The organism is Vibrio harveyi NBRC 15634 = ATCC 14126 = KCTC 12724 (assembly GCF_001591145.1).
GTDB lineage: Bacteria > Pseudomonadota > Gammaproteobacteria > Enterobacterales > Vibrionaceae > Vibrio > Vibrio harveyi.
The window spans coordinates 15,878-35,857 of the sequence record NZ_BCUF01000011.1; the positions used below are offsets into that span (position 1 = coordinate 15,878).

A 19,980-nucleotide genomic window follows, 5' to 3' on the forward strand; every position below is an offset into this window, starting at 1 on the left:
ATGAAAACGACGATTCGTTTGTTAAGTGGCATGATCGCAGGGGCAATATTGGCAGGTTGTTCGGCGGATGCGTATGTAAGCCAAGAGAACCGAGAAAAGTTTGCGGACGTGAATGTCTCCAAATTTCTGATCAGTGAATGTTTGGCGCCGCAGCGCGAAATTCATATCGCGGTTGCCGAACATTTCGATTTCGATAAGTCCACCATTCGTGAAGCCGATGCGGCAAGTCTAGATGCGTTCATCCATGATATTCAAGGCTTGAGTGGGCGCATCACGATTGTTGGTCATACCGACTTTAAAGGCTCTGATGAGTACAATGAGAAGCTGTCTATGCGCCGTGCTGAATCGGTAGAAGCGTATCTTCAGCAACAACTCAACCCAGAGCAATACGATTGGGAAGTGAAGCACTTTGGTGAGTCGCAGCCGCTAGCGTTGGGTAAATCGGATCAAGCTCGCGCCGAAAACCGTCGTGCTTACGTTATGTTTGAAGAGGCGAAGAAATACGAAGAGATGCCTTTCTGTGAGCCGCCAAAACCAGAACGCAAGATCTACATGGCGATGACACCACACTTTGATTTCGATAAGTCGGAATTAAAACCGGAAGACCTTTCACAATTAGATGACTTCATCGCCAAACTGCAAGGTTTAGAAGGTAGCATTATGGTGGCTGGTCATACCGACCAAGTGGGCTCGCTCTCTTATAATGAACAACTGGCGGAGCGAAGAGCGCAAACCGTAGTGGCGTATCTCAAGACGAAACTCGATCCATCGCAGTTTGTGTGGGAGGTAAAAGCCTTTGGTGAGCTTCAACCTGTGATCAACGAAGAATCTCCAGAAGCCAATGCTTTAAACCGCCGTGCGTTTATCGTATTTAAAGAGAGCGAACTGGGGCAACCGACGGAATAATTTGGTAAGGTTGTCCTCTCGCAAGCTAGCTACCTACCTGTTTTCATAGCGGTAGTTAGCATACAAAGGTCAACCTATCCAAACCAAACAGGGAGTCGGGTAATGGAGAAAGTGCAGTTAGTCGTCGATTTTCTTCTCACTCACAAAATTTTATTTTCCGCATTAATCCTGCTGTTCATCATTGTTCTGCGTCGTTTGATTCTGTCTCGAATTCGTGGCGACGATGCTTTCATTACGGAAGAACAACGCAGTTGGATGTCGAGAACCAAAAACGGTACGTTCGCTCTTACGCTGATCCTGTTGTTCATCTTATGGCAATCAGAAATCAGCGAGTTCGCCCTAAGCGTTACCGCGATTGCAGTAGCGATTGTTGTCGCATCTAAAGAGATTATTCTTTGTTTTACTGGTTCGATTCAACGAGCCAGTTCTCGTTCATTTCGCATTGGTGACTGGATTGAAGTCGGTAAGCTATGTGGCGAAGTGATTGAGCACAACATGATGGCGACAGTGATTCAAGAAATCGACCTGCATCATGGGCAATACCACTTCACAGGAAAAACCGCGACGTTGCCTAACAGCATGTTTTTCACCTACCCAGTGAAGAACCTCAACTTTATGAAGCGTTACGTTTACCATGACTTTTCTGTTGTGGTGAAAGACTTCGTCAACCTATACCCAATTTTGCCATTACTGACCGATAAGATTGACGAACATTGCAGTTACTTTGCTGATGTCGCGCATCGCTACAACGCGATGATTGAAAAACACGCCGGTGTCGATCTTCCGGGTGCAGAGCCGCATATCCATATCTCAAGCAACATCAATGGTGAGCAAATCGTGCATATCATGATTTTCTGTCCAACGGACAAAGCCAACCACTTAGAACACCTGATTCGCAAAGACTTTATGGAGCTGTATGAGCAACGATTCCCGATGAATCCGGAACACTGAGTTCTCGCTCAATAATCATCACCTCAATGTTAACCCTCACCAATCAAAGGTGAGGGTTATTTTTATTGCTCATTTGTCGTTACGACAAAATATCTTAATGGATCGAGGCGCATATAATCGTTAAATTACGCCCGCAATCTGTCCTCAGACAACTTCCGCTTGTTGCTAAAAATACACAATAAAAACATCAATTAAGACTACTCAGATAGTCCGTACCGTAATGGTTGGCTCCCCACGGGCTCTACGACTTAACGGTAAAGGTTGCACGCATGGCTGTTTATTAAACCGCTGAATCTCTTCATAACATTACTATTAAGATGCTTCATGCAAACTGGCTTTAAAATCAAATTTTCGCCTTCTCAACGTCTATTCGCATTGATGGGGCAGTGGCAGTCAGCGTCGAAATCCTATTTAACGGATTTGGCGTCAATCGCATTGCTGCTGTTACCTTTGATTCTGTCTAATGCGTTGGCAGTTTTTTTTGGACACGTATTCCGTTTTACTGGCTTAGCGGATTTTTCCCAACTGCTGTTTCATGTATCAGATATCCTGATCAACTTATATCCAAGTGCATTCTGCGTGGTGGCGGGTTACTACCTTTCCCATAAAACCAACGTTTCGAGCGCCGTGTTCATCATCTATTCGTTGATCATGTTCTACTTGATCTCAATAGAGAATGGCAGTCTTTCACAGACTTACATGTTACCGAACAACCCATTGTTGGCGTTATTGAGCGCGACAATGACGTACGTTTACTGCAGCATTTTCAAGATACGTCTGTTAGAACCCCAAGCCCTCGACTTTTCATCACGGCTGCTTAAACACGTGGTGCACTTTTTCTTATTTGTGCTCATCGCGTTGGTGATGTCCCATTTCACGGCGATCTTTATGGCGTTGTCAGGTGGCATGGTTCGTGAGCTCGGCGTAGACCCGCTGACATTCAAAGGTGGTTTGATCTATCAAACTGTGCTGGGTTTACTTGGCTCGATTGGCATCAATGGACACAACCTGTTGTTTGCGATTAAGCAGCAGATCTTTGCCGCAACCGAAGCCAATGTAATGGCGTGGCAGGCCGGAGAGGCGTCACTGAATGTGATTAGCCAAGGCTTTTACGACGCATTTATGTCGATGGGCGGATCTGGCAACTCGATCAGTTTGCTTTTCTGTGTGCTGATGTTTGCTAAAGAGCGCAATCATTTGATGCTTGCTCTGGCAGCGATGCCTCTGGTGATCTTTAACATCAACGAGGTTTTGTTGTTTGGTTTGCCAATCATCTTCAACCCGATTTTGATCATTCCTTTTGTGCTCGTGCCGTTAGTGAGCTTTGTCATCACCTTTTTGTGCATTTCATCGGGGTTGGTACCGCCGGTAGAGAATATTGTGAACTGGATGACACCACCCTTGTTCAGTGGCTATATGGCGATGGGGAATCAAATAGAAGGTTCGATTCTTCAAGCCTTCATCATTGTATTGGGCATCTTCATCTATCGACCGTTCTATTTGGCGTACGCAGGAAAATACTCAGCACAGTTTCGTGCGAATACGGCTTATACCGGTATCGAAAGCTCGATATTTAAATCACTGCTAAGTAACGTAAAGGCGTCGAACAACTCCAGTATCAGTAAATCGACGGCGCAGAAACGCTTAACCACGATTTTGCGTGAAGGTGAGTTAGTGATGTTCTATCAAAAGCTCCAATCGACCAAAAACGTCAGTGAGTTTTCTTATGAAGCGCTACTTCGTTACATCGATAAAGATGGCATGTTATGCCCGCCGACGTTTGTGAGTGATTTTCAGATGCTCAACTCGATGCCATTGCTGGATAAGTTGGTGATAGAGAAAGTCTTGGCAGACATGCAGAAAATGCACTTATCGAAAGATCGTCGTATTGCCATCAACATCGCGGTGGCGACGATAGAACAAGAAGAGTTTGTGCCGCATTTGCTTTCGCGTTTAGCCCATTACGGTATTTCTCCTGAGTGGTTGGAAATTGAAATCACAGAAGAAGCGATTCTCAGCAATAAGGTTTTTTTGATCAAAACAATGGAAGCGCTTCAGGCACAGGGTATTCGTATTGCAATGGATGATTTTGGTACAGGCTATGCGTCGTTTCCACACCTGCTGAAATACCCATTCGACAAGATCAAACTAGACCGTTCACTTTTGTTGGATGCAAACAATCAAAAGGGCAAAGATCTCTACAAGTTGGTTGCGAAACTGGGTCATATCACCCATTGTGAAGTCGTGGCAGAAGGGGTGGAGACGCAAGCAGAATATGACTTTGTTAAACGCTGCGGCGTGGACAAAGTGCAAGGTTATTTCTTTGCTCGTCCATCGCCTTTATTAGACATTCTTGGTGAACAGCAAGAAAAACCATTTCTATCGTCACAATTACAAAGTCGAGTGGAAATATAGACTTGCTGGCGCTAATGTGCGCCTCCTTGCTTAAATAGCAGGCGAATTAACGAACGACGTTGACCTTAGAAGCAACGCGTTTCTATCAAACGAGAGAGTACCGAGGGGCTTAAAAGGTGCTCTTTCTGTTTGGTCGATTACAACAAGTTGGCTGTGGCTACCCTTGTTGAGTGACTATTCGCAACGTTGAACGATCAACGCTTTGTTACTCGAATGATACCGTCCTCGACGTGTTTGTCGAAACTCTCCCTCATTGCGAAACAAATTAAATGGATTTAATTGCGGCGAATTTCTTGAGCGGCTCTTTGAGTCGTACTTTGATGGATTAACTGAGCCAAATGAACAATCGATACATTAATCGGCTTTTTACTGTAATTTCTTCCAACTTATACATTAATGGTTTGTGTAACGTCTTAGTGATGTTGCTGCCTGTTTCATTGATTTCTGCATTCAGTACATTGTTAAGCAATCTACTGATGATCGCAGGCTATGAACAACTTGGTATGACTGTTGGGGCAGCAAGCGCCATTATTTGGAAGCTATTTCCCATTTTGCTTCTAGTGTACTTCTCGCAGTTCCTTTCCTCTTTGCTAAAAGTCTCGCGAGTAAACGTGATAACGCCTTCGTTGATGATTTACTTTATCGTCTGTAACGAATGGGGCTTATTGCAAGATGGTACTGTTGTTCCGAGTAACTACCCATTAGCGATTCTGGTTCCGACAATCGTCGCTTGGTCTGTACGCTTCATGCAAAACCGCAGATGGTTTATGCGTTCTGATTTACCAAATGTGGTGGATCAATCATACAACCTCATCATGGCGACCGTAGTCTTGGTGGTTGGTTACACTGTGTTGGGCTATGCACTTGGACAGGCATTCTGTGCCGCTGATATTGCAGATCTGTTATTGCCGAAACTAGACCCAAACTCGTTGCTTGATGGGATCATTTATGAGTTTGTGCGTAACCTATTTTGGTCGATTGGCATCAATGGTCACATCATTTTTGCCCCTTACAAGTCAGAGCTTTATGAGGTAACTCGTGTCGCGATAGAAAACCACGAAGCGCTGGGCACACCACTGCCAATTTTAACCACAAACTTCTTTGATTTTTATGCAGGAATGGGTGGTGCAGGGAACACCATTTCGTTGGTGCTGTGTATGCTGTTTCTGACTAAAAATCGCAGTTATAAAGCCTTGGCGGCAACAGCACTGGTGTTGAGCTTGTTTAATATTAACGAGCCCATTATTTATGGCTTACCCATCATGTTCAATCCAGTCATGATTGTGCCATTTTTAATCGCACCTGTTGTGGGGTTAGTCATCGCGTATATTGCAACAGCAATGGGGTTGGTGGCACCGATTACCGAGATCGTTAGCTGGATGACTCCGCCGCTAGCCAGTGGTTACATCGGGACTGGTTACACATGGACTGGCGTGGTATTACAACTGATCATCATCTTAGTCGGTGTGTTGATTTACTATCCGTTCTTCAAGCAAATGGACAAGATTGGGAATGCGAATACGTTGTTTGCAAAGTCAGTCTCTGATGATTTCTTCAATTACGAGGGATTAGACAATGGCAAAGTCGCTGGGGCATTTTTCCCTGAAATTACCAATAAGTTCGCGGCACAAAAACGTATCAGTGATCTGAAAAAGCATGGCGAGTTCGTGTTGTTCTACCAACCGCAGGTTAATGCTCGCACAGGGGAGATTCGGTCGCTTGAAGTACTGATTCGTCACCGCTCAGAAACGGGCGAGATCACGCCTCCAACGTTTCTTGAGGACTTTGCCAAAGTCGGCTTAATGAGTGAGTTGGATTTATGGGTGGTTGAGACCACACTGCGTGAAGTGGCGCCTTTGGCGAATCGACCAAATTTTAAGGTCTCGATTAACTTATCTCCAGAAACTTGCTTGGTACCAGACTTCACCGAAAAAGTATTGACGATGATTAACGAAAGCGCGTTGTCTTGCTCGCAAGTTGAGTTTGAAATTACTGAAGATATGTTGATTCAAGATGAGCATCGTACACACCGTGTGTTGAGCACACTGCGAGAAGCGGGGGTGAGGATTGCCTTGGACGATTTTGGTTCAGGTTATTCGTCAATTGGTTACTTGTCGAAATACGATTTTGATAAAGTGAAAATAGATCGTTCGTTGGTGCTTAATCTCAACAACAAAAATGGTCGTGAGCTGTTTAGGTTAACGGCGAAACTCGTAAAAATTACTGGTGCTGTTACGGTGGCAGAAGGCATAGAGACAGAAAGCGAACTGGAGTTTATGGCAGAGCTCGGTATCGATCTGATCCAAGGCTTCTATTTCTATCAACCAATGCCCTTCGACGATGTTGTAAAGCTTGAATACAGTCAGCGAGAAGAGAGTCTGGATTACGATCACTTTGCATTTTAAGGCCGAGGTGAGCAGATACAAAAAAGGGAAGCGCTCAGCTTCCCTTTTCTTTTAGGTTCAATTTATGTCGCTCTAAGAATCTCAAACTAGAATACTTAGATGAAGGCGTGATTATTTGAACTCGAATTTACCCTGCATGATTGCCCAGTGACCTGGGAAAGAACAGAAGAACGAGTAATCGCCTCCCGGAGTCATCTTCTCAGTGCTGAACGTGATAGAAGTGCTTTCACCACCGCCAACCACTTTAGTGAAGGCATAAACACGGTCATCGTTTGGTTTCACGTAGTTGTTTTCTAGACCAGCAGACATGCCTTCTGTACCCACTGCTTGAAGGTTTGCCGTATCAGTAATCACCACGTTATGACCCATTGATTGCGCAGGCATTTTACCAGTGTGGTTCAGCGTCAGTTTCACTTCTTTACACGTCGCTGGCACGCTCAGTGTTTTGGTCGAAAACTGCATCATATCGTTAGCATCGATAGACACTTCACACTCTGCGCTTGCTTGCGCGCCAAAGCTTAATCCAACTAGTGCAAAGGTTGCTGCTACTAAACGTAAAGACATATAACACTCTCCATATTTTATTTTTGGGCTGACTTGGATTCAAACCGATCCAATGCATCTCATTATCATCGAATATTCCAATTGAAACCGTGCTTCAATCCGGATATTGACGTTTTGTTGCAAAGTTATACTTATCGTTTTCACTGGATGATCATTCATACGCCTTATTTTGAACGCTTCATTTAAGAAGTGTGAAGACGATCTTTATAACCACCTCAGATGCCTATTTGTGTCTTCAGAATGCCCTGATTTTGGCGTTTTTTTCGCTAACATGTAACTAAGTGTTTCAAGTGTTTTTATTCTGTAACTTATTGATTTTAAGATGCATAAAAGCAAAGTGAAGACAAATTCTTATCTCGATTGTCACCAGAAAATAGATTTGTTTTATCCAGTGCACACTTTCTGAATTTTGAACTAGAGTCCCAGTTTTTTGTTTGCTTACCGATTGCGTACGAAATGTCGTCAAATTGACGCGAAAAGACGCTTTGTTTTTGGCACTTTTACACCTGTAAGTTGGGTTACATTTAGTTACATCTGTCCGCTGCGACGCGAAAAAAGTCCCCCTCTATAATGCCTTTCCTTTTTATTGTTGTTTGTATAAGTCCTTAATTATGAGAAAGAATACGCTAGCGATCATGCCAAGTGTTTTAGCACTGGCGATCGGTATGGGGTTGCCTGCTGCACACGCAGGAGTGATCACAGACGCAACTATCGTCGGCTCAGAAAGCCAGTGGTGGAACACTTACAAAGTGATCCTAACGAACGACGGTTCAAAGCCAGTTGAACTTCGTGATGCGAAAGTGACGTTTGATTCAAACCTATCAATGTCGACTCCCTCTTGGTCTGCGACTGGCATCAGCTACCCGGGCATGAAGTTCACCAGCGACGCACAAGGCAACGTCTTCAAGAACACGCTCGCGTTGGCTTTTGATAGTGGTAGCTGGGTGAAATCACAACTTCCGGCAGGTGAGCGTATTGAGCTAACTCTGGGTGTGAGTGGTGTATTGGATCTGACTCTTCTTCAAAATACCATTCGTCTGATCGCTGATGACGAAGGTGAAGTAGGTGAACCAGAAATTTCTCTTCAATTAGCTTCGCCAGTGAACGGTGCTGAGTTTGAAGAAGGTCAAGCGGTTGCCATGCTAGCGAACGTTACGGCAACCAACACCAGCGTTAAAGCTGTGACTTTCTTTGTCGACAACAAACAAGTTGCTCGTGTAACGCAAGCCCCATTCCAAGCAACTTGGACTTCTGTTGGCGCAGGCACTCACACGATCAAAGCTGTAGTAGAAGACACCTCTGGTTTAACCCAACAACAAGCGGTAAGCATTTCGGTAAAAGAGAAGCCAGTTGAGCCACCAGTGGTACCTGAAGTGCATGAGCTAACATTCGTCGCGCCTACACAGGGTCAAGCATTGATGGTGGGTCAGGCAACGACGATTAAAGCCCGTGTTGATGGTGAATTGATCTCTAAACTGGAGTTTTGGGCGAATGACCGCAAGTTAGGTCAACGTAACATCACAGCAGGTCAAACGACGTATTCTCAATCTTGGACGCCAAATGAAGTGGGTAATGCGACACTTAAAGTGGTGGTTCTCGATCAGAACAACCAAATGGTCGAGCAACGCAGCATCGCAGTTGCAGTTGAAGCAGCCCCAAGCTTTGTTAAGCCAGAAGTGAGCTTCTCTTCGCCTTCGAACGGTTCTAAGTTTGAAAAAGGTGAAGCGGTATCCATTTCTGTTCGTGCAACGGATGCTGATGACGATTTGTCTCGCGTTATCGTGAAAGCAAACAACAAGCAAATCTGTGATTTCAACGCATCAACTACAAACCAGTTCTCTTGTAACTGGACGGCGTTAGAAGTCGGTGCAGTTAAGCTAGAAGCGATCGCAACAGATGCTGAGAATCTAACGGCGACAGCACGTGTAAACATCACAGTTGAAAAAGTAGAAACACCGACGCCTCCGCCAACAGGTGGACTGTGTGCTGATTTTAATGTGTACCCAGACTGGACTCGTGGTGATCACGCAACAGGCGGCGACATTATGGTTCATAAGAACATTGCTTACTCAGCGGTGTACTGGACTCAATCTGTTCCTGGCAGCGATAGCTCATGGTCATTACATCTAAACTGTGATGGTACTGAGCCGGGTACAGCGCCAGCGCTATCATTACGTAACCCAATGGACCCAGTGCGTCTAGAAGTGGCAGGTTGGCCAAACACATTCGTAGTGGCGAGCCCATCCACTCAAGCACCAAGCACACTGACTATTGCAGCAAGCAGCAGTGATGCGCTCACAAACCTAGAGCAACTGACACGTTCGTTTGTGTCGGCTATCGAACAAGCAGAGAACGCGGGTACTGCATCTGTCGTGATTCGATCGGATGTTCTGGATCTCGCTACGCAAGACAAAGGTGCATCTTTTGGTCCCGTTGCGGTTAAACAAGCACTGACGAATGCCATTGATATTACGGGTAGCCGTATTGATATCGATGCGATCAACGCACTGAGCGATGACGTGAAAGGCTGGGCGCATGCTTACAACTTGATCTTCACCACTCTTGCGCCACAAGCGACATTTGGTTGGTCACTAAGCATTGGTGAGTTTGCTTACGATACCCACTCTGGTCGTCAGTCTGTATGGGATGAAGCGTCCGTTTTCACTGCCGATCTACTTGATAGTTTCGAGCTTTACAAAGCAGATGCTGCGAACAAAGCTGACTTTGTGGTGTTTACTAAATCGAATGCAACCACGGCACTAACCAGCGAGCAGTGGCATCACGCACTTGAATACGTAAAACAGGTAACAGATTACGTTGATGCGCCTGCAATGTTAGCGAACATGCCAACAGAGCAAACCGCAAATTACTTCATGGGCAATACTCAAACCGATCAGCAAATCCGTAAAGCCGCGTACAGCAACGTATTTGCATTGATGTTTGATCAAGACTCTCAAGCCCTAACCAGCAAAATTGAGCTTTACCAAACGGCGAAAGTGCCACTGTATTACGTAGGTGAAGAGTTAGAGAAAGGTTCATTGACTCGCATTGAAGCGCTAAACCAAGAGTTAGCAAATGCTGAAAGCGTGATGGATAACGAAGCCTTCCTATACGAAACGCCACAGTCTCAGTGGGTTCCGTCAACGGTTTACAAGTGGAACGACTTCCTAGATGGCTTGAACGCAATGCACAACATTGGTGTGGCGGGCAACAAGTTCTGGTTGATGAACGATGAAGTTGATGATGCAACCAACATCAAATACGCGAAAGTCGCGATTGCTGCGTTCCTTGCACAAAGTATGCAAGAGACCATTCGCTACAACGCGTGTGATGAAAACAACTGGTCTGAAGTGAAATACGGCGCGCCTGCGGATTACCCAATGACAGCAAGTTGTGGTCAACTGGGTCAGAAATACGCAGATTACGGTGTAAATCCAGTTTCAGGTTTAGATCATGCGTACTCTTGTCCTCGTGATGACAAGATGGAAGTCAGTGCGTTGACTCATGCGAAATGGTATGGTGCTCCAGCTCCAGTCTTTGCAGCACCTGATGCAGTACTTGAAGAGCGCGGTCTATTGGTGAACGGTGCAGCAGGTCGTTGGACAAACAACGGTCACTGTAACGATGTTCCAGAAAGCGTAGATACGTCTAAGCAAGTGTGGGAACGCGACGAGTGTAAGACGTACGTTGGTCAGAAAGCAGGTAAGTTCATTTGGGACGGCAGCAGCCAAGAAAGCGTTGAAGGCTGTGGCTGGTGGGGTCGTGGTGTAATCCAAACCACAGGTCGTCAGAACTTTGGTACGCTTAACCACTACCTAGGTCGTTCGCACGTTGATCCATCAACCATTGGTAAGACAATTGATGGCGTAACGGTAGAAGCGCCACCGGCGAACCCACTTTATGCTGAGCTAGACTTCTGTTCTAACCCAGGTTTGATTTGTAGCTCGGAAGAGAACAAAGAGATCAAGTGGATCGCAGGTCTGTTCTACTGGGTAACGTCAGTTCAGGCATACAACGATGAAGGCGGTCAGTACGCGGGTTGGAACTATCACAACGAACTGAAGAAGTATGTAGATAGTGGTTTGCAAGGCTCTCAATTTATCGATGACGTTTCAGGCATCGTTAACCGTGGTTGTCCGGACCTGACGTGTTCGACAGGTGATGTTCACAATGTGAAAGAGCGCCGCGAGAACTTCAAACTGGTACTACAAAAGCTAGGTCTTGATCCTCGCTAATTAAGACAAAGCAACATCAATGAAGAAAAGCCATCACCGAAAAGTGGTGGCTTTTTTGTTTTTAGCATTTGGCTCAGATGCTTAATTTTTATTATTACTAATTCGTAATAGTCATTTTCTTTTTCCGCTTATTATCATTTATTTTCAACCCAATATAATGCCCGCCATTCCAAACGTATTTGCTGCGTTTTTGATTTTTATCTTTCGATGGATGGTTTCCGGGAGGGGAGTATGTCGAATTTTGTTGTTGTCGGTGGTGGTGCTGCGGGTCTAGAAATGGTCACGCGTTTAGCGAGCAGTTTTGCAGGCAAATCTGACCATACCGTTACTTTGGTTGAGCCATCTTCTCATCACTTATGGAAACCAAGACTGCATGAGATTGCGGCGGGCACGTTTGATAACGAGCTCGATTCGGTTGCGTTTCGTCTTCATGCTGCTTGCCACGGTTACCAATATGTTCAAGCGCGCATGTCAGGCTTAGACCGTGCGAACAAAACCATCACTGTGAGTACTGAGTTTTCACCAGAGCAAACCGGGCTATCGCAGCAGTTAACACTGGATTACGATTACCTCGTGATTGCCGTTGGTGCGATCAGTAACGATTTCAAAATTCCGGGCGTGAGCGATCATTGCTTATTCTTGGATTCCGCTTCTCAAGCAGAAAAAGCGTGGGAACAGATGAAGCAAATGCTAGCAAATGGTGGTTCACATCGTGTTTCTATCGTGGGTGCCGGCGCAACTGGTGTTGAGTTAGCGGCTGAATGGGCGAAAGTCAGCAAGCAATTAAACCGCTACCAAAATGATACTCAACTTTCCATTACGCTCATCGAAGCGGCGGATCGTGTGCTACCTGCAAGTGCTGAGTGCATGTCTGCCAAGGTACTGAAGAAACTACAAAAGCAAGGCGTTAATGTTCGCTTAAACACCAAAGTTCAACGTGCAGAAGTAGACCGTATCGTGACGGAAAATGAAGTCATTCTTGCCGATCTGCAAATTTGGGCGGCAGGGATTCGATGTCCGGATTGGATAGCGAATCTCGATGGTCTAGAAAGTAACCGCATTAACCAACTTAAAGTGCAGCCAACACTGCAAACTACTCTCGATGATAGCGTGTTTGTTATTGGTGATAGTGCTGAATGCCCACAAGAAGATGGAAGCATTGTGCCGCCACGAGCGCAAGCTGCCAATCAAGCTGCCACACATTTGGCGAAGCAATTTAAACGCTTAGTAAAAGGCAAAGAGTTAAAGCCGTTTGTGTTCAAAGACGGTGGGATGGTCGTCGCGCTTGGGCATGACTACGCGGTTGGCGCATTGATGAATGACAAAGTCGTATTGCGTGGACGCTACGTTCGCCGCTTGTACGACACGATCTTTAGGCTGCATCAGCGCGTTATTTTCGGTTGGTTCCGCGTGTCGGCTTTGGTAGTGCTTAAACGCGTAAAAGGTTTATTGAACCCATATTACAAAGGCTCTTGGTCTTAATCCAAGCCGTGACTCTTCGATTCCATTTTTTCATTTTTATCGAGCGCCCAAATCATCAGGATTTGTGGCGCTAGGTGTTTTTTATGCGTCATTTGCAACTCTCTTTGCCCGTTCAACTTCTTGTTTCTGCCCTACTTGCGTGGAGTGGGGCTCAAGCCATCCTTCTTCTTATGGACCATGGGCTGGTCGAAAAATCGCTTTTACTGTCGGGTGATTACTACCAAATTTTAATGTTGGGCAAAGCGGTCTATCTCGGCTTACTGAAAATGGTAGTGGGTTTGATGGTGCTGTTTTCTCTTGTCGAAGGCATCACCAATATTGGTTCAACCGTTCGTCTTAAAGCTCTGGGTGGGCGAACACTGCTTTTCTACAGTTTCACCACCTTAATTGCCATTAGTTTAGGGCTTGGTGCGTCGTTAGTATTGCCTGCATGGGAACCACTTAATCAAAGCGTTTCTGTGGGTAGTAATGTTCATTTGATTGACGAGCAAGGTGCTGGTGGTGCCGCCATACTCACCAACCTTGTCAAGATGGCGATGGTGAATCCATTTGCTGCACTGGCGAATGGTAACTTGCTGGCGATTGTGGTTTTCTCCTTTATGGCAGGCGTTGCGATTTTGCTTTCTGTTCCATCGGGTCATCCGTTGCTAGCGGTGATTTCGGGGCTGAACAAAAGTGTCAACACCATGATTCGAGGCATCGTTAAGCTGTCTCCGATTGCTATTTTTGCGATCGTGTTTGATATTACGCTGACCTCAAGTGGGAATCTGATTCAGCAACTCGCGTTGTTTGCGTTACTGGTGTTTGTGCTCACGATGGTGCACGGGCTAGTGGTATTACCGACGATTGCTAAGGTAATGACCGGGATTTCTCCAGTTGCACTGTTTAAAGCGATTTCAGCCCCATTAGCCATGGCGTTCGCAACGTCATCAAGTGCGGCGGCGCTGCCTTTGGCAAAACAAAGTGCGGAAGATAATTTAGATGTCGCACCCGAAGTCAGCAGTATGGTGCTGCCGCTCGGCTCTGTAATGAATATGGACGGCACCGCGTTATTTGAGGGTGTCGCTGCAATTTTCCTAGCACAGTTGTTCGGGGTGGATTTGAGTACCACAGGGTTGGTGATGATCTTTATCATGGCCATGGTCTCTTCCGTTGGTGCGCCAGGCATGCCTTCGGGCTCCATGTCGGGTATGCAGTTAGTACTACTAGCTGCGGGCATTCCATTGGAAGCGATAGCCATTTTATTAGTGATAGAAAGACCGTTGGATACGTTCCGCACCGCCGTCAATGTGGAAGGGGATTTGATTGCGACGCTTGTCATCGACCGTTGGCAAAAGAAACAAGCTGGTGATGTTTTTGACCAACATACAGCGGCGTCGGTGAGTTAACCCTGACGCCAAGTCGGTTCTTCTTTAATATCGAGCTTGAAAAAAGGAGTGACATTGTGCGTCACTCCTTAGTTCCTATTAGGGATTTGGTGTTTTATCTGAACCCGTCATCATTACCACGAAAAGGTTTGGATGACGTTGTCTTTTGCCATTGGGTTAGACGCAATCGCGTGATTGATGTTTCTTAGAAAATCGTCGCGAGAATCCAAGAGCCAGCCTTTTTGAGGAACGATGTTGTTGCCATGGTCGCCCCAGTAAAAAGTATCAATGTTCAGGTTTTCAAGTAGGTATTTTTCCTCTTCCAACACCTGCAGTTGTGTCGGCATAATGAACTCACCATTCTTCACTTCCTGCTCCATCACCGTTCCCGGTTGAATCGCAAGTGCCATTGGGGCAATTTGCTCAGGATTCATTTGGTTCAAAATATCGGTTGTGGCGATGATGTGCTCTTTTGAACGCTCACGCCCACCAAGTCCAAAGATGAAAGAGAGCAATACTTCGATGCCAGCTTCTTTCGCCATTGCCATGCCTTCAATGGCTTGTTTTGGTGACATGCGCTTTTTGATGCGCTCTAGAACAATTCGATCACCCGATTCAAGACCGGAATACGCCATATCAAGTCCAGCATCTTTGAGCTCTTTTAGCTCTGCAATGGTTTTACGGCGGAAATCGTTCATGCCACTGTAAAGTGAAGTCTTTTTGCACTCAGGGAACGTGGAGCGCAGTTTGTCGAAGATCTTGAGCAAGTAATCCGTGCGTGCTGCCATAACGTTACCGTCGATTAGAAAGATCGACTCTACGTGTGGGTAGATAAGGCGCGCTTCCTCAATATCTTTAAACACATCCTCAATGGGACGCACTTTAAAGCGCTTATCATCAAACATGCTACAGAACGTGCACGTATTGATGCTACAGCCCAGCGTAGTTTGGATAAGAATGCTGCGGTATTCCGGCCATGGTCGGTAAACTTTGCCCTCATAGTTCATAAATGGATCTCCAGTTAAAGGCGGGATGATTCAGTGCCATCGCTCGCTAAAGACAGAGGGGATAAGCGCAATATAACGTCGCCTTATTCCCGATTACCGAAGATTAACAATATTAGTAATTGTTGATAATTGGTGTTTTCATCGAATAAGTTTTTAGATTTTGTTGATAATTAAGGGCGGGGGATTTTGTTGGAATGCAGATAAAAAAACACCCAGCCGAAGCTAGGTGCTTGAACAAAAATAGCAATATTTATTTTGGCTTGAGTTAGACAAGCTTCGCAATCACAGTTTCAATGGCATCAACCACTTGCTGTGACTTTGGTTCGTTTAAGGCGTCACGATGAGGTGCCGCAAAAGCTTCAATGTCGTTATCGAAGTAAGCGCCATGTGCTTGTGCAAACTCATCCGATAGTGCGGCACGAATTAAAATGTCAGCACCCAAGCGAATATCGCCGCCAGCAATGCCGTAAGCGTCTTTTACCATCTTGCTACCAAGTAGAGACTTTGGGTTGACTGATACAACCATAGGACCGACGTTTTTCAACTGTAATCCCATCACGCGTGACCACATGGTAAGTGCCAGTTTGCTTTGTGCATAAGCTTCACCGTCTGACAACGGTTTGTCACCCATTAATGCATCAATGCTAACAGGAGCTTGCGCAGCAGAAGACAAGTTCACCACACGCCCTGTATTGCCAAGCAACGGAAGTAACTCTTTTGTCAGTAGGTAAGGCGCAATGGTGTTGACTGCAAAACGCACATCTAGGTTATCTTGAGTTCTTGCGTTTGGTGTTGCGTATACGCCAGCGTTATTGATGATGACGTCCAGCTTGCCAAAGCGCTCTGCTATTTCTGCAACCATCTGTTTCACGGCGCGTGGAGAAGACAAATCCGCAACAATACTTTCGACTTTACCTGCGTTTATCTCAATCAAGCTCTGTTCTACGTTTTGGACTTTTTCTTGGTTACGACCGTGCACGATCACATGATGCCCGTCAGCCACTAACATTTTCGCTGTTTCTAAACCAATGCCGTCTGTAGAGCCTGTGATCAGGATGATTTTTTGCATAGCTGAGATTCCTTATGAATTCGATATGAAACAATCATAGTGGCATCTTCCGCATTAGACTATTGAGGGCGTTGGGGAAACACTTTATAGGAAAAATTGAAAATCAATCTATTGGTGTTTTTGTGGGCGAATCGACGAATTCACCCTCTTTGAAATGCTATGGTTATTTTAAGCGTTGCTTAAGATTTGAGCAGCTTGTTTAACTTAAAATATACTCAGCCAAAGAGGTCTCTATGTTAGGTGAAAATCACTCATTAACTCATGAATTCCCAGAACATTTGGATACCATCACTCAACTGACAGCTAACGACTCCGCGTTTGCTGAAAACGCTAAAAACTACAACACGCTCGACAAAGAAATCCGTGAACTCGAATTGCGAGGAAACCCAATCGACGACCATGAAATGAACACTTTAAAACACAACCGTGCAGAACTAAAAGACTGGCTTTACTCAAAAATAATGAGCGCATAATCCTTCAAGTGCTTCATCAATGGCGGCTCGAATCTTCGAGCCGTTTTCGTATCTGCAAGATGGGTTGTTAGCTTAAGCACGCTATTTAACGGGTAGATGCCCAGTCTTCACCCAGATCACCGTTTCTTGTTCCACAAAAGGAAAGTGCTCACTCATGTGCGGACTGCGCAACCATGTGTGAGTTGGATACTCACCAAATTCGTCTCTAAACTCGCCCGACAATACAAAGATCTCTTCGCCACCAAAGTGACGGTGTAGCTGGAATCTTTCGCCTTTTGGCCACTTTACCAGCGCCACATGTTCGTGTTTGAAATCGTGCAATGGCATCACCTGCAATCCGCCAATACCCGGTAGCCAATCTGCTTGATGAGTATGAATTCGTACCGTTTCAAGATCGCTTGGATCAAACTGGTTGAGTTTTACCAAGATTACGCAGCCTTCACGACTAAAAGGCGCGTGCTGGCTGCCCGGAGGGTTGCGTATATAAGTTCCGGCAGGGTAGTCGCCATGTTCATCGGAAAACACCCCCTCAAGCACTAGGATTTCTTCCCCATACGGATGAGGGTGGGTAGCAAACGCTGAGTTTGGCTCGTACTTCACTATGCTGGTGGTATGTCCTGACTCTTTAGCTTCACGCTCTAACGGTTTACGCCACACGCCAACAGCAGGGCTAGCGATCCATTCCTGTTCTGCGGTTTTAATCACCAAGCGTTGTGAAAAATCCATGTTTAACATAGTTGCTTCCAGTATTTGTTTATATCCAGTACGTATATCCAAGCATCTTGGCGTCATCTGGGTAATAAAGCGATTCTAGTCGCTTTCGCGTGTTTGCCAACCAGGAGTTTTCACAAGGTTAGGTATGGATTTTTCGAGTGATACGGAGGCCTTGCCGGTTAACCTTATGATTATTATTGATAATTTACACATAAGTTAATTTTACAAATTGTTACATGCTTCGTTTTTTTTACTCTTTGTTATGTTATAACATCCGCGAAATGTTAAATGGTGTTATAACATAACAAAATAAGGAAAAACGTAGTGAATAAGAAATTGGTCTCTTTAGCGGTTGGTAGCTTGTTTGTTTCCCCAGTTTTTGCCGATGCGCTTTCGAACCCTCAGATTGGCGTAGTGCTAGACGGTTACTATCAAGATGGCCAACGTCATAACTCAGAGCGTGAAGAAGGTTTTGGTCTTGGTCACACTGAGTTGAACATGTCTGCAAACATTGATGACAAATTCCACGGTGCGCTAACAGCAGTATTAGAAAGCCATGGCAATGAAACAGAATTGATGCTTGAAGAAGCTTTTGTCGAGACACTGGCACTTCCATACGGTCTCAATGTTCGTGCTGGTCGATTCCTGTCTGATTTTGGTTACCTGAACAATCAACACATGCACACCGACAGTTTTGTGGAGCGTCCGATTGCTTACCGCACATTCCTAGGTTCGCACTACTACGATGATGGTGTACGCGCAAACATTGTGTTGCCAACGGATCTGTACGTGAAATTTGGCGTTGAAGCATTAAGTGGTAGCAAGATGTCTTCTGTTGAAGAAGGCTCCAAAGTAGGCGTTTACACCTCTACGCTGAAACTAGGTAATGATTTCTCTGAGTCGTCTAGCTGGCAGTTTGGTTTAAGCTACCTGCGTAACGAAAACGGGAAAGTGAAAGAGTTCGAAGATCACGACCACGGTCATGGTCACGAAGAGGAGCATGGTCACGACCATAATCATAGTGCAGCAGTTACTGGTGCAAACCTTTACGGTGCAGATTTCGTATGGAAATGGGCTCCAGATGGTAATTACAAATACAGCAACTTGACACTATCAGCGGAATACATGTTGTTGGACGGCGTGGTAGACAGCAAGTTTAAAGATGATGCGGAGTCGCCAGATAACCTAAGCGCATACTACGTATCAGGTGTTTACCGATTTAACCCAAGCTGGTCAGCAGGTCTACGTTACGGTGAAGCAGAAAGCTACGATGGTCATGCTCACGGCGACCATATGCACTTCACTGCACTGAATGATAAAGAGATGGATGCGATGATCGCGTGGGATTCTTCTCACTTTGGTACTATCCGTGCGCAATACACTCGTATCGATAACCAAGACAGCGAAACAGATAACGTATTTACTCTGCAATACGTTATGACATTTGGAGCGCACGGTGCACATGCGTTCTAAGCTGACACTGACTCAATGCAGTTTAGCGATGATGGCGGCGGGGGCTGCCATCATCTCTTCGCCTGCTTTGGCTCTCAACATCTTCGTTTGTGAGCCAGAATGGAAAGCCTTGCTCGAAAGCCACGCACCAGAAGCTACCATCTATTCTGCGACCACAGCAAAGCAAGATCCGCATTACGTCCAAGCTCGCCCTTCTCTAATTGCTAAGATGCGCCAAGCTGATATGGCAATGTGTTCCGGCGCCGAGTTGGAAGTAGGGTGGCTACCCATGTTGCAAGTACGCAGTAGCAATGCTGCGGTACAAAACGGCGCACCGAGTATGATTTACGCAACGGATTTCGTTCGAATGTTAGATACTCATGACCACGTCGACCGTAGCATGGGGGACATTCACGCCCATGGCAATCCGCACGTGCAGTTTGCAGCCAACGATATGATTCCACTCTCGCATGCGATCACCGAGCGTTTGAAAACCATCGATCCAGATAATGCGCAAACGTACCAGTTTAATGGCATGAAGTTTCGTGCGCATTGGCGTAAAAAACTCAATGAATGGAATGAAAAAGCCACGCCATTAAAAGGGAAGCAAGTGGTGGGATATCATGCGACTTATCGTTATTTGTACGATTGGCTTGGCATGGAGCAAATTGCTGACTTAGAACCAAAACCGGGTATCTCGCCAACCACATCTCACCTGCAATCACTCACCAAGTTAGATGCCAATAGTTTTGATGCGATTGTTTACTCATCTCACCAAGACCAGCGTCCAGCAAATTGGCTACAGCAGCATACAAACAAACCTGTGATTCAACTGCCACTGACGGTTTCTAAAGGTGAAAGCTTGGATGAAATGTACGATCAAGTTATCGACGATTTATTGGACGTGCTCGTGCAACCCATTCCGGTGAAGATCTAAACC

General features: G+C 45.6%; 14 protein-coding genes. 10 read left to right on the forward strand and 4 right to left on the reverse strand.

What is annotated here, in order from left to right:
- The 4 genes from VHA02S_RS07920 (at position 1) to VHA02S_RS07935 (ending at position 6,677) form a co-directional block, all read left to right on the forward strand.
- On the forward strand, positions 1-906 hold the full coding sequence (locus VHA02S_RS07920) for an OmpA family protein (protein ID WP_017818528.1): 906 nt from the start codon (positions 1-3) through the stop codon (positions 904-906).
- Positions 907-1,008: 102 nt separating this feature from the next.
- A complete protein-coding gene (locus tag VHA02S_RS07925) occupies positions 1,009-1,857 on the forward strand; it encodes a mechanosensitive ion channel family protein (RefSeq protein ID WP_005452782.1) in 849 nt (282 codons plus the stop codon).
- A gap of 324 nt (positions 1,858-2,181) precedes the next feature.
- Entirely contained in the window at positions 2,182-4,272 is a 2,091-nt protein-coding gene (locus VHA02S_RS07930) for an EAL domain-containing protein (protein WP_038897806.1), read from the forward strand.
- A gap of 338 nt (positions 4,273-4,610) precedes the next feature.
- Entirely contained in the window at positions 4,611-6,677 is a 2,067-nt protein-coding gene (locus VHA02S_RS07935) for an EAL domain-containing protein (RefSeq protein ID WP_038897808.1), read from the forward strand.
- Positions 6,678-6,788: 111 nt separating this feature from the next.
- Here VHA02S_RS07935 and azu read toward each other — a convergent pair whose 3' ends face one another.
- Positions 6,789-7,241 carry an azurin gene (gene azu / locus VHA02S_RS07940; protein WP_005452777.1) on the reverse strand — a complete coding sequence of 151 codons (453 nt, stop codon included), beginning with the start codon at positions 7,239-7,241 and terminating at the stop codon, positions 6,789-6,791.
- 611 nt (positions 7,242-7,852) lie between these two features.
- On the opposite strand from azu, the gene VHA02S_RS07945 reads away from it, so the two are divergent.
- From VHA02S_RS07945 to VHA02S_RS07955, 3 genes are all read left to right on the forward strand, one after another.
- Positions 7,853-11,476: an Ig-like domain-containing protein gene (locus tag VHA02S_RS07945; RefSeq protein WP_038897809.1), complete on the forward strand. Its 3,624-nt coding sequence runs from the start codon at positions 7,853-7,855 to the stop codon at positions 11,474-11,476.
- A gap of 231 nt (positions 11,477-11,707) precedes the next feature.
- Entirely contained in the window at positions 11,708-12,958 is a 1,251-nt protein-coding gene (locus VHA02S_RS07950; protein ID WP_038897810.1) for an NAD(P)/FAD-dependent oxidoreductase, read from the forward strand.
- Between the two features lie 83 nt (positions 12,959-13,041).
- On the forward strand, positions 13,042-14,346 hold the full coding sequence (locus tag VHA02S_RS07955; RefSeq protein WP_038897811.1) for a dicarboxylate/amino acid:cation symporter: 1,305 nt from the start codon (positions 13,042-13,044) through the stop codon (positions 14,344-14,346).
- 113 nt (positions 14,347-14,459) lie between these two features.
- Here the strand turns inward: VHA02S_RS07955 and VHA02S_RS07960 are convergent, their stop codons facing one another.
- Positions 14,460-15,332 (reverse strand): B12-binding domain-containing radical SAM protein, encoded by an 873-nt coding sequence (locus VHA02S_RS07960; RefSeq protein WP_038897812.1) that lies wholly within the window; start codon positions 15,330-15,332, stop codon positions 14,460-14,462.
- A 265-nt stretch (positions 15,333-15,597) separates the two neighbouring features.
- Complete coding sequence (locus VHA02S_RS07965) at positions 15,598-16,401, reverse strand: SDR family NAD(P)-dependent oxidoreductase (RefSeq protein ID WP_038897813.1); 804 nt, start codon at positions 16,399-16,401, stop codon at positions 15,598-15,600.
- A 233-nt stretch (positions 16,402-16,634) separates the two neighbouring features.
- Here VHA02S_RS07965 and VHA02S_RS07970 point away from each other — a divergent pair, with 233 nt between their 5' ends.
- Positions 16,635-16,874, forward strand: coding sequence for an HP1242/YdcH family protein (locus VHA02S_RS07970; RefSeq protein WP_005452761.1), 240 nt, complete (start codon positions 16,635-16,637; stop codon positions 16,872-16,874).
- Positions 16,875-16,955: 81 nt separating this feature from the next.
- Here VHA02S_RS07970 and VHA02S_RS07975 read toward each other — a convergent pair whose 3' ends face one another.
- A complete protein-coding gene (locus VHA02S_RS07975) occupies positions 16,956-17,609 on the reverse strand; it encodes a cupin domain-containing protein (protein WP_038897814.1) in 654 nt (217 codons plus the stop codon).
- A 303-nt stretch (positions 17,610-17,912) separates the two neighbouring features.
- Here VHA02S_RS07975 and VHA02S_RS07980 point away from each other — a divergent pair, with 303 nt between their 5' ends.
- Both VHA02S_RS07980 and VHA02S_RS07985 read left to right on the forward strand, forming a co-directional pair.
- The gene (locus VHA02S_RS07980; RefSeq protein WP_017189561.1) at positions 17,913-19,061 is read left to right on the forward strand and encodes a hypothetical protein; all 1,149 of its coding nucleotides are present in this window, start codon (positions 17,913-17,915) and stop codon (positions 19,059-19,061) included.
- Positions 19,051-19,977 carry a metal ABC transporter solute-binding protein, Zn/Mn family gene (locus tag VHA02S_RS07985; RefSeq protein ID WP_038897815.1) on the forward strand — a complete coding sequence of 309 codons (927 nt, stop codon included), beginning with the start codon at positions 19,051-19,053 and terminating at the stop codon, positions 19,975-19,977. The genes VHA02S_RS07980 and VHA02S_RS07985 overlap by 11 nt, the downstream gene beginning before the upstream one ends.
- Positions 19,978-19,980 lie beyond the last annotated feature (3 nt).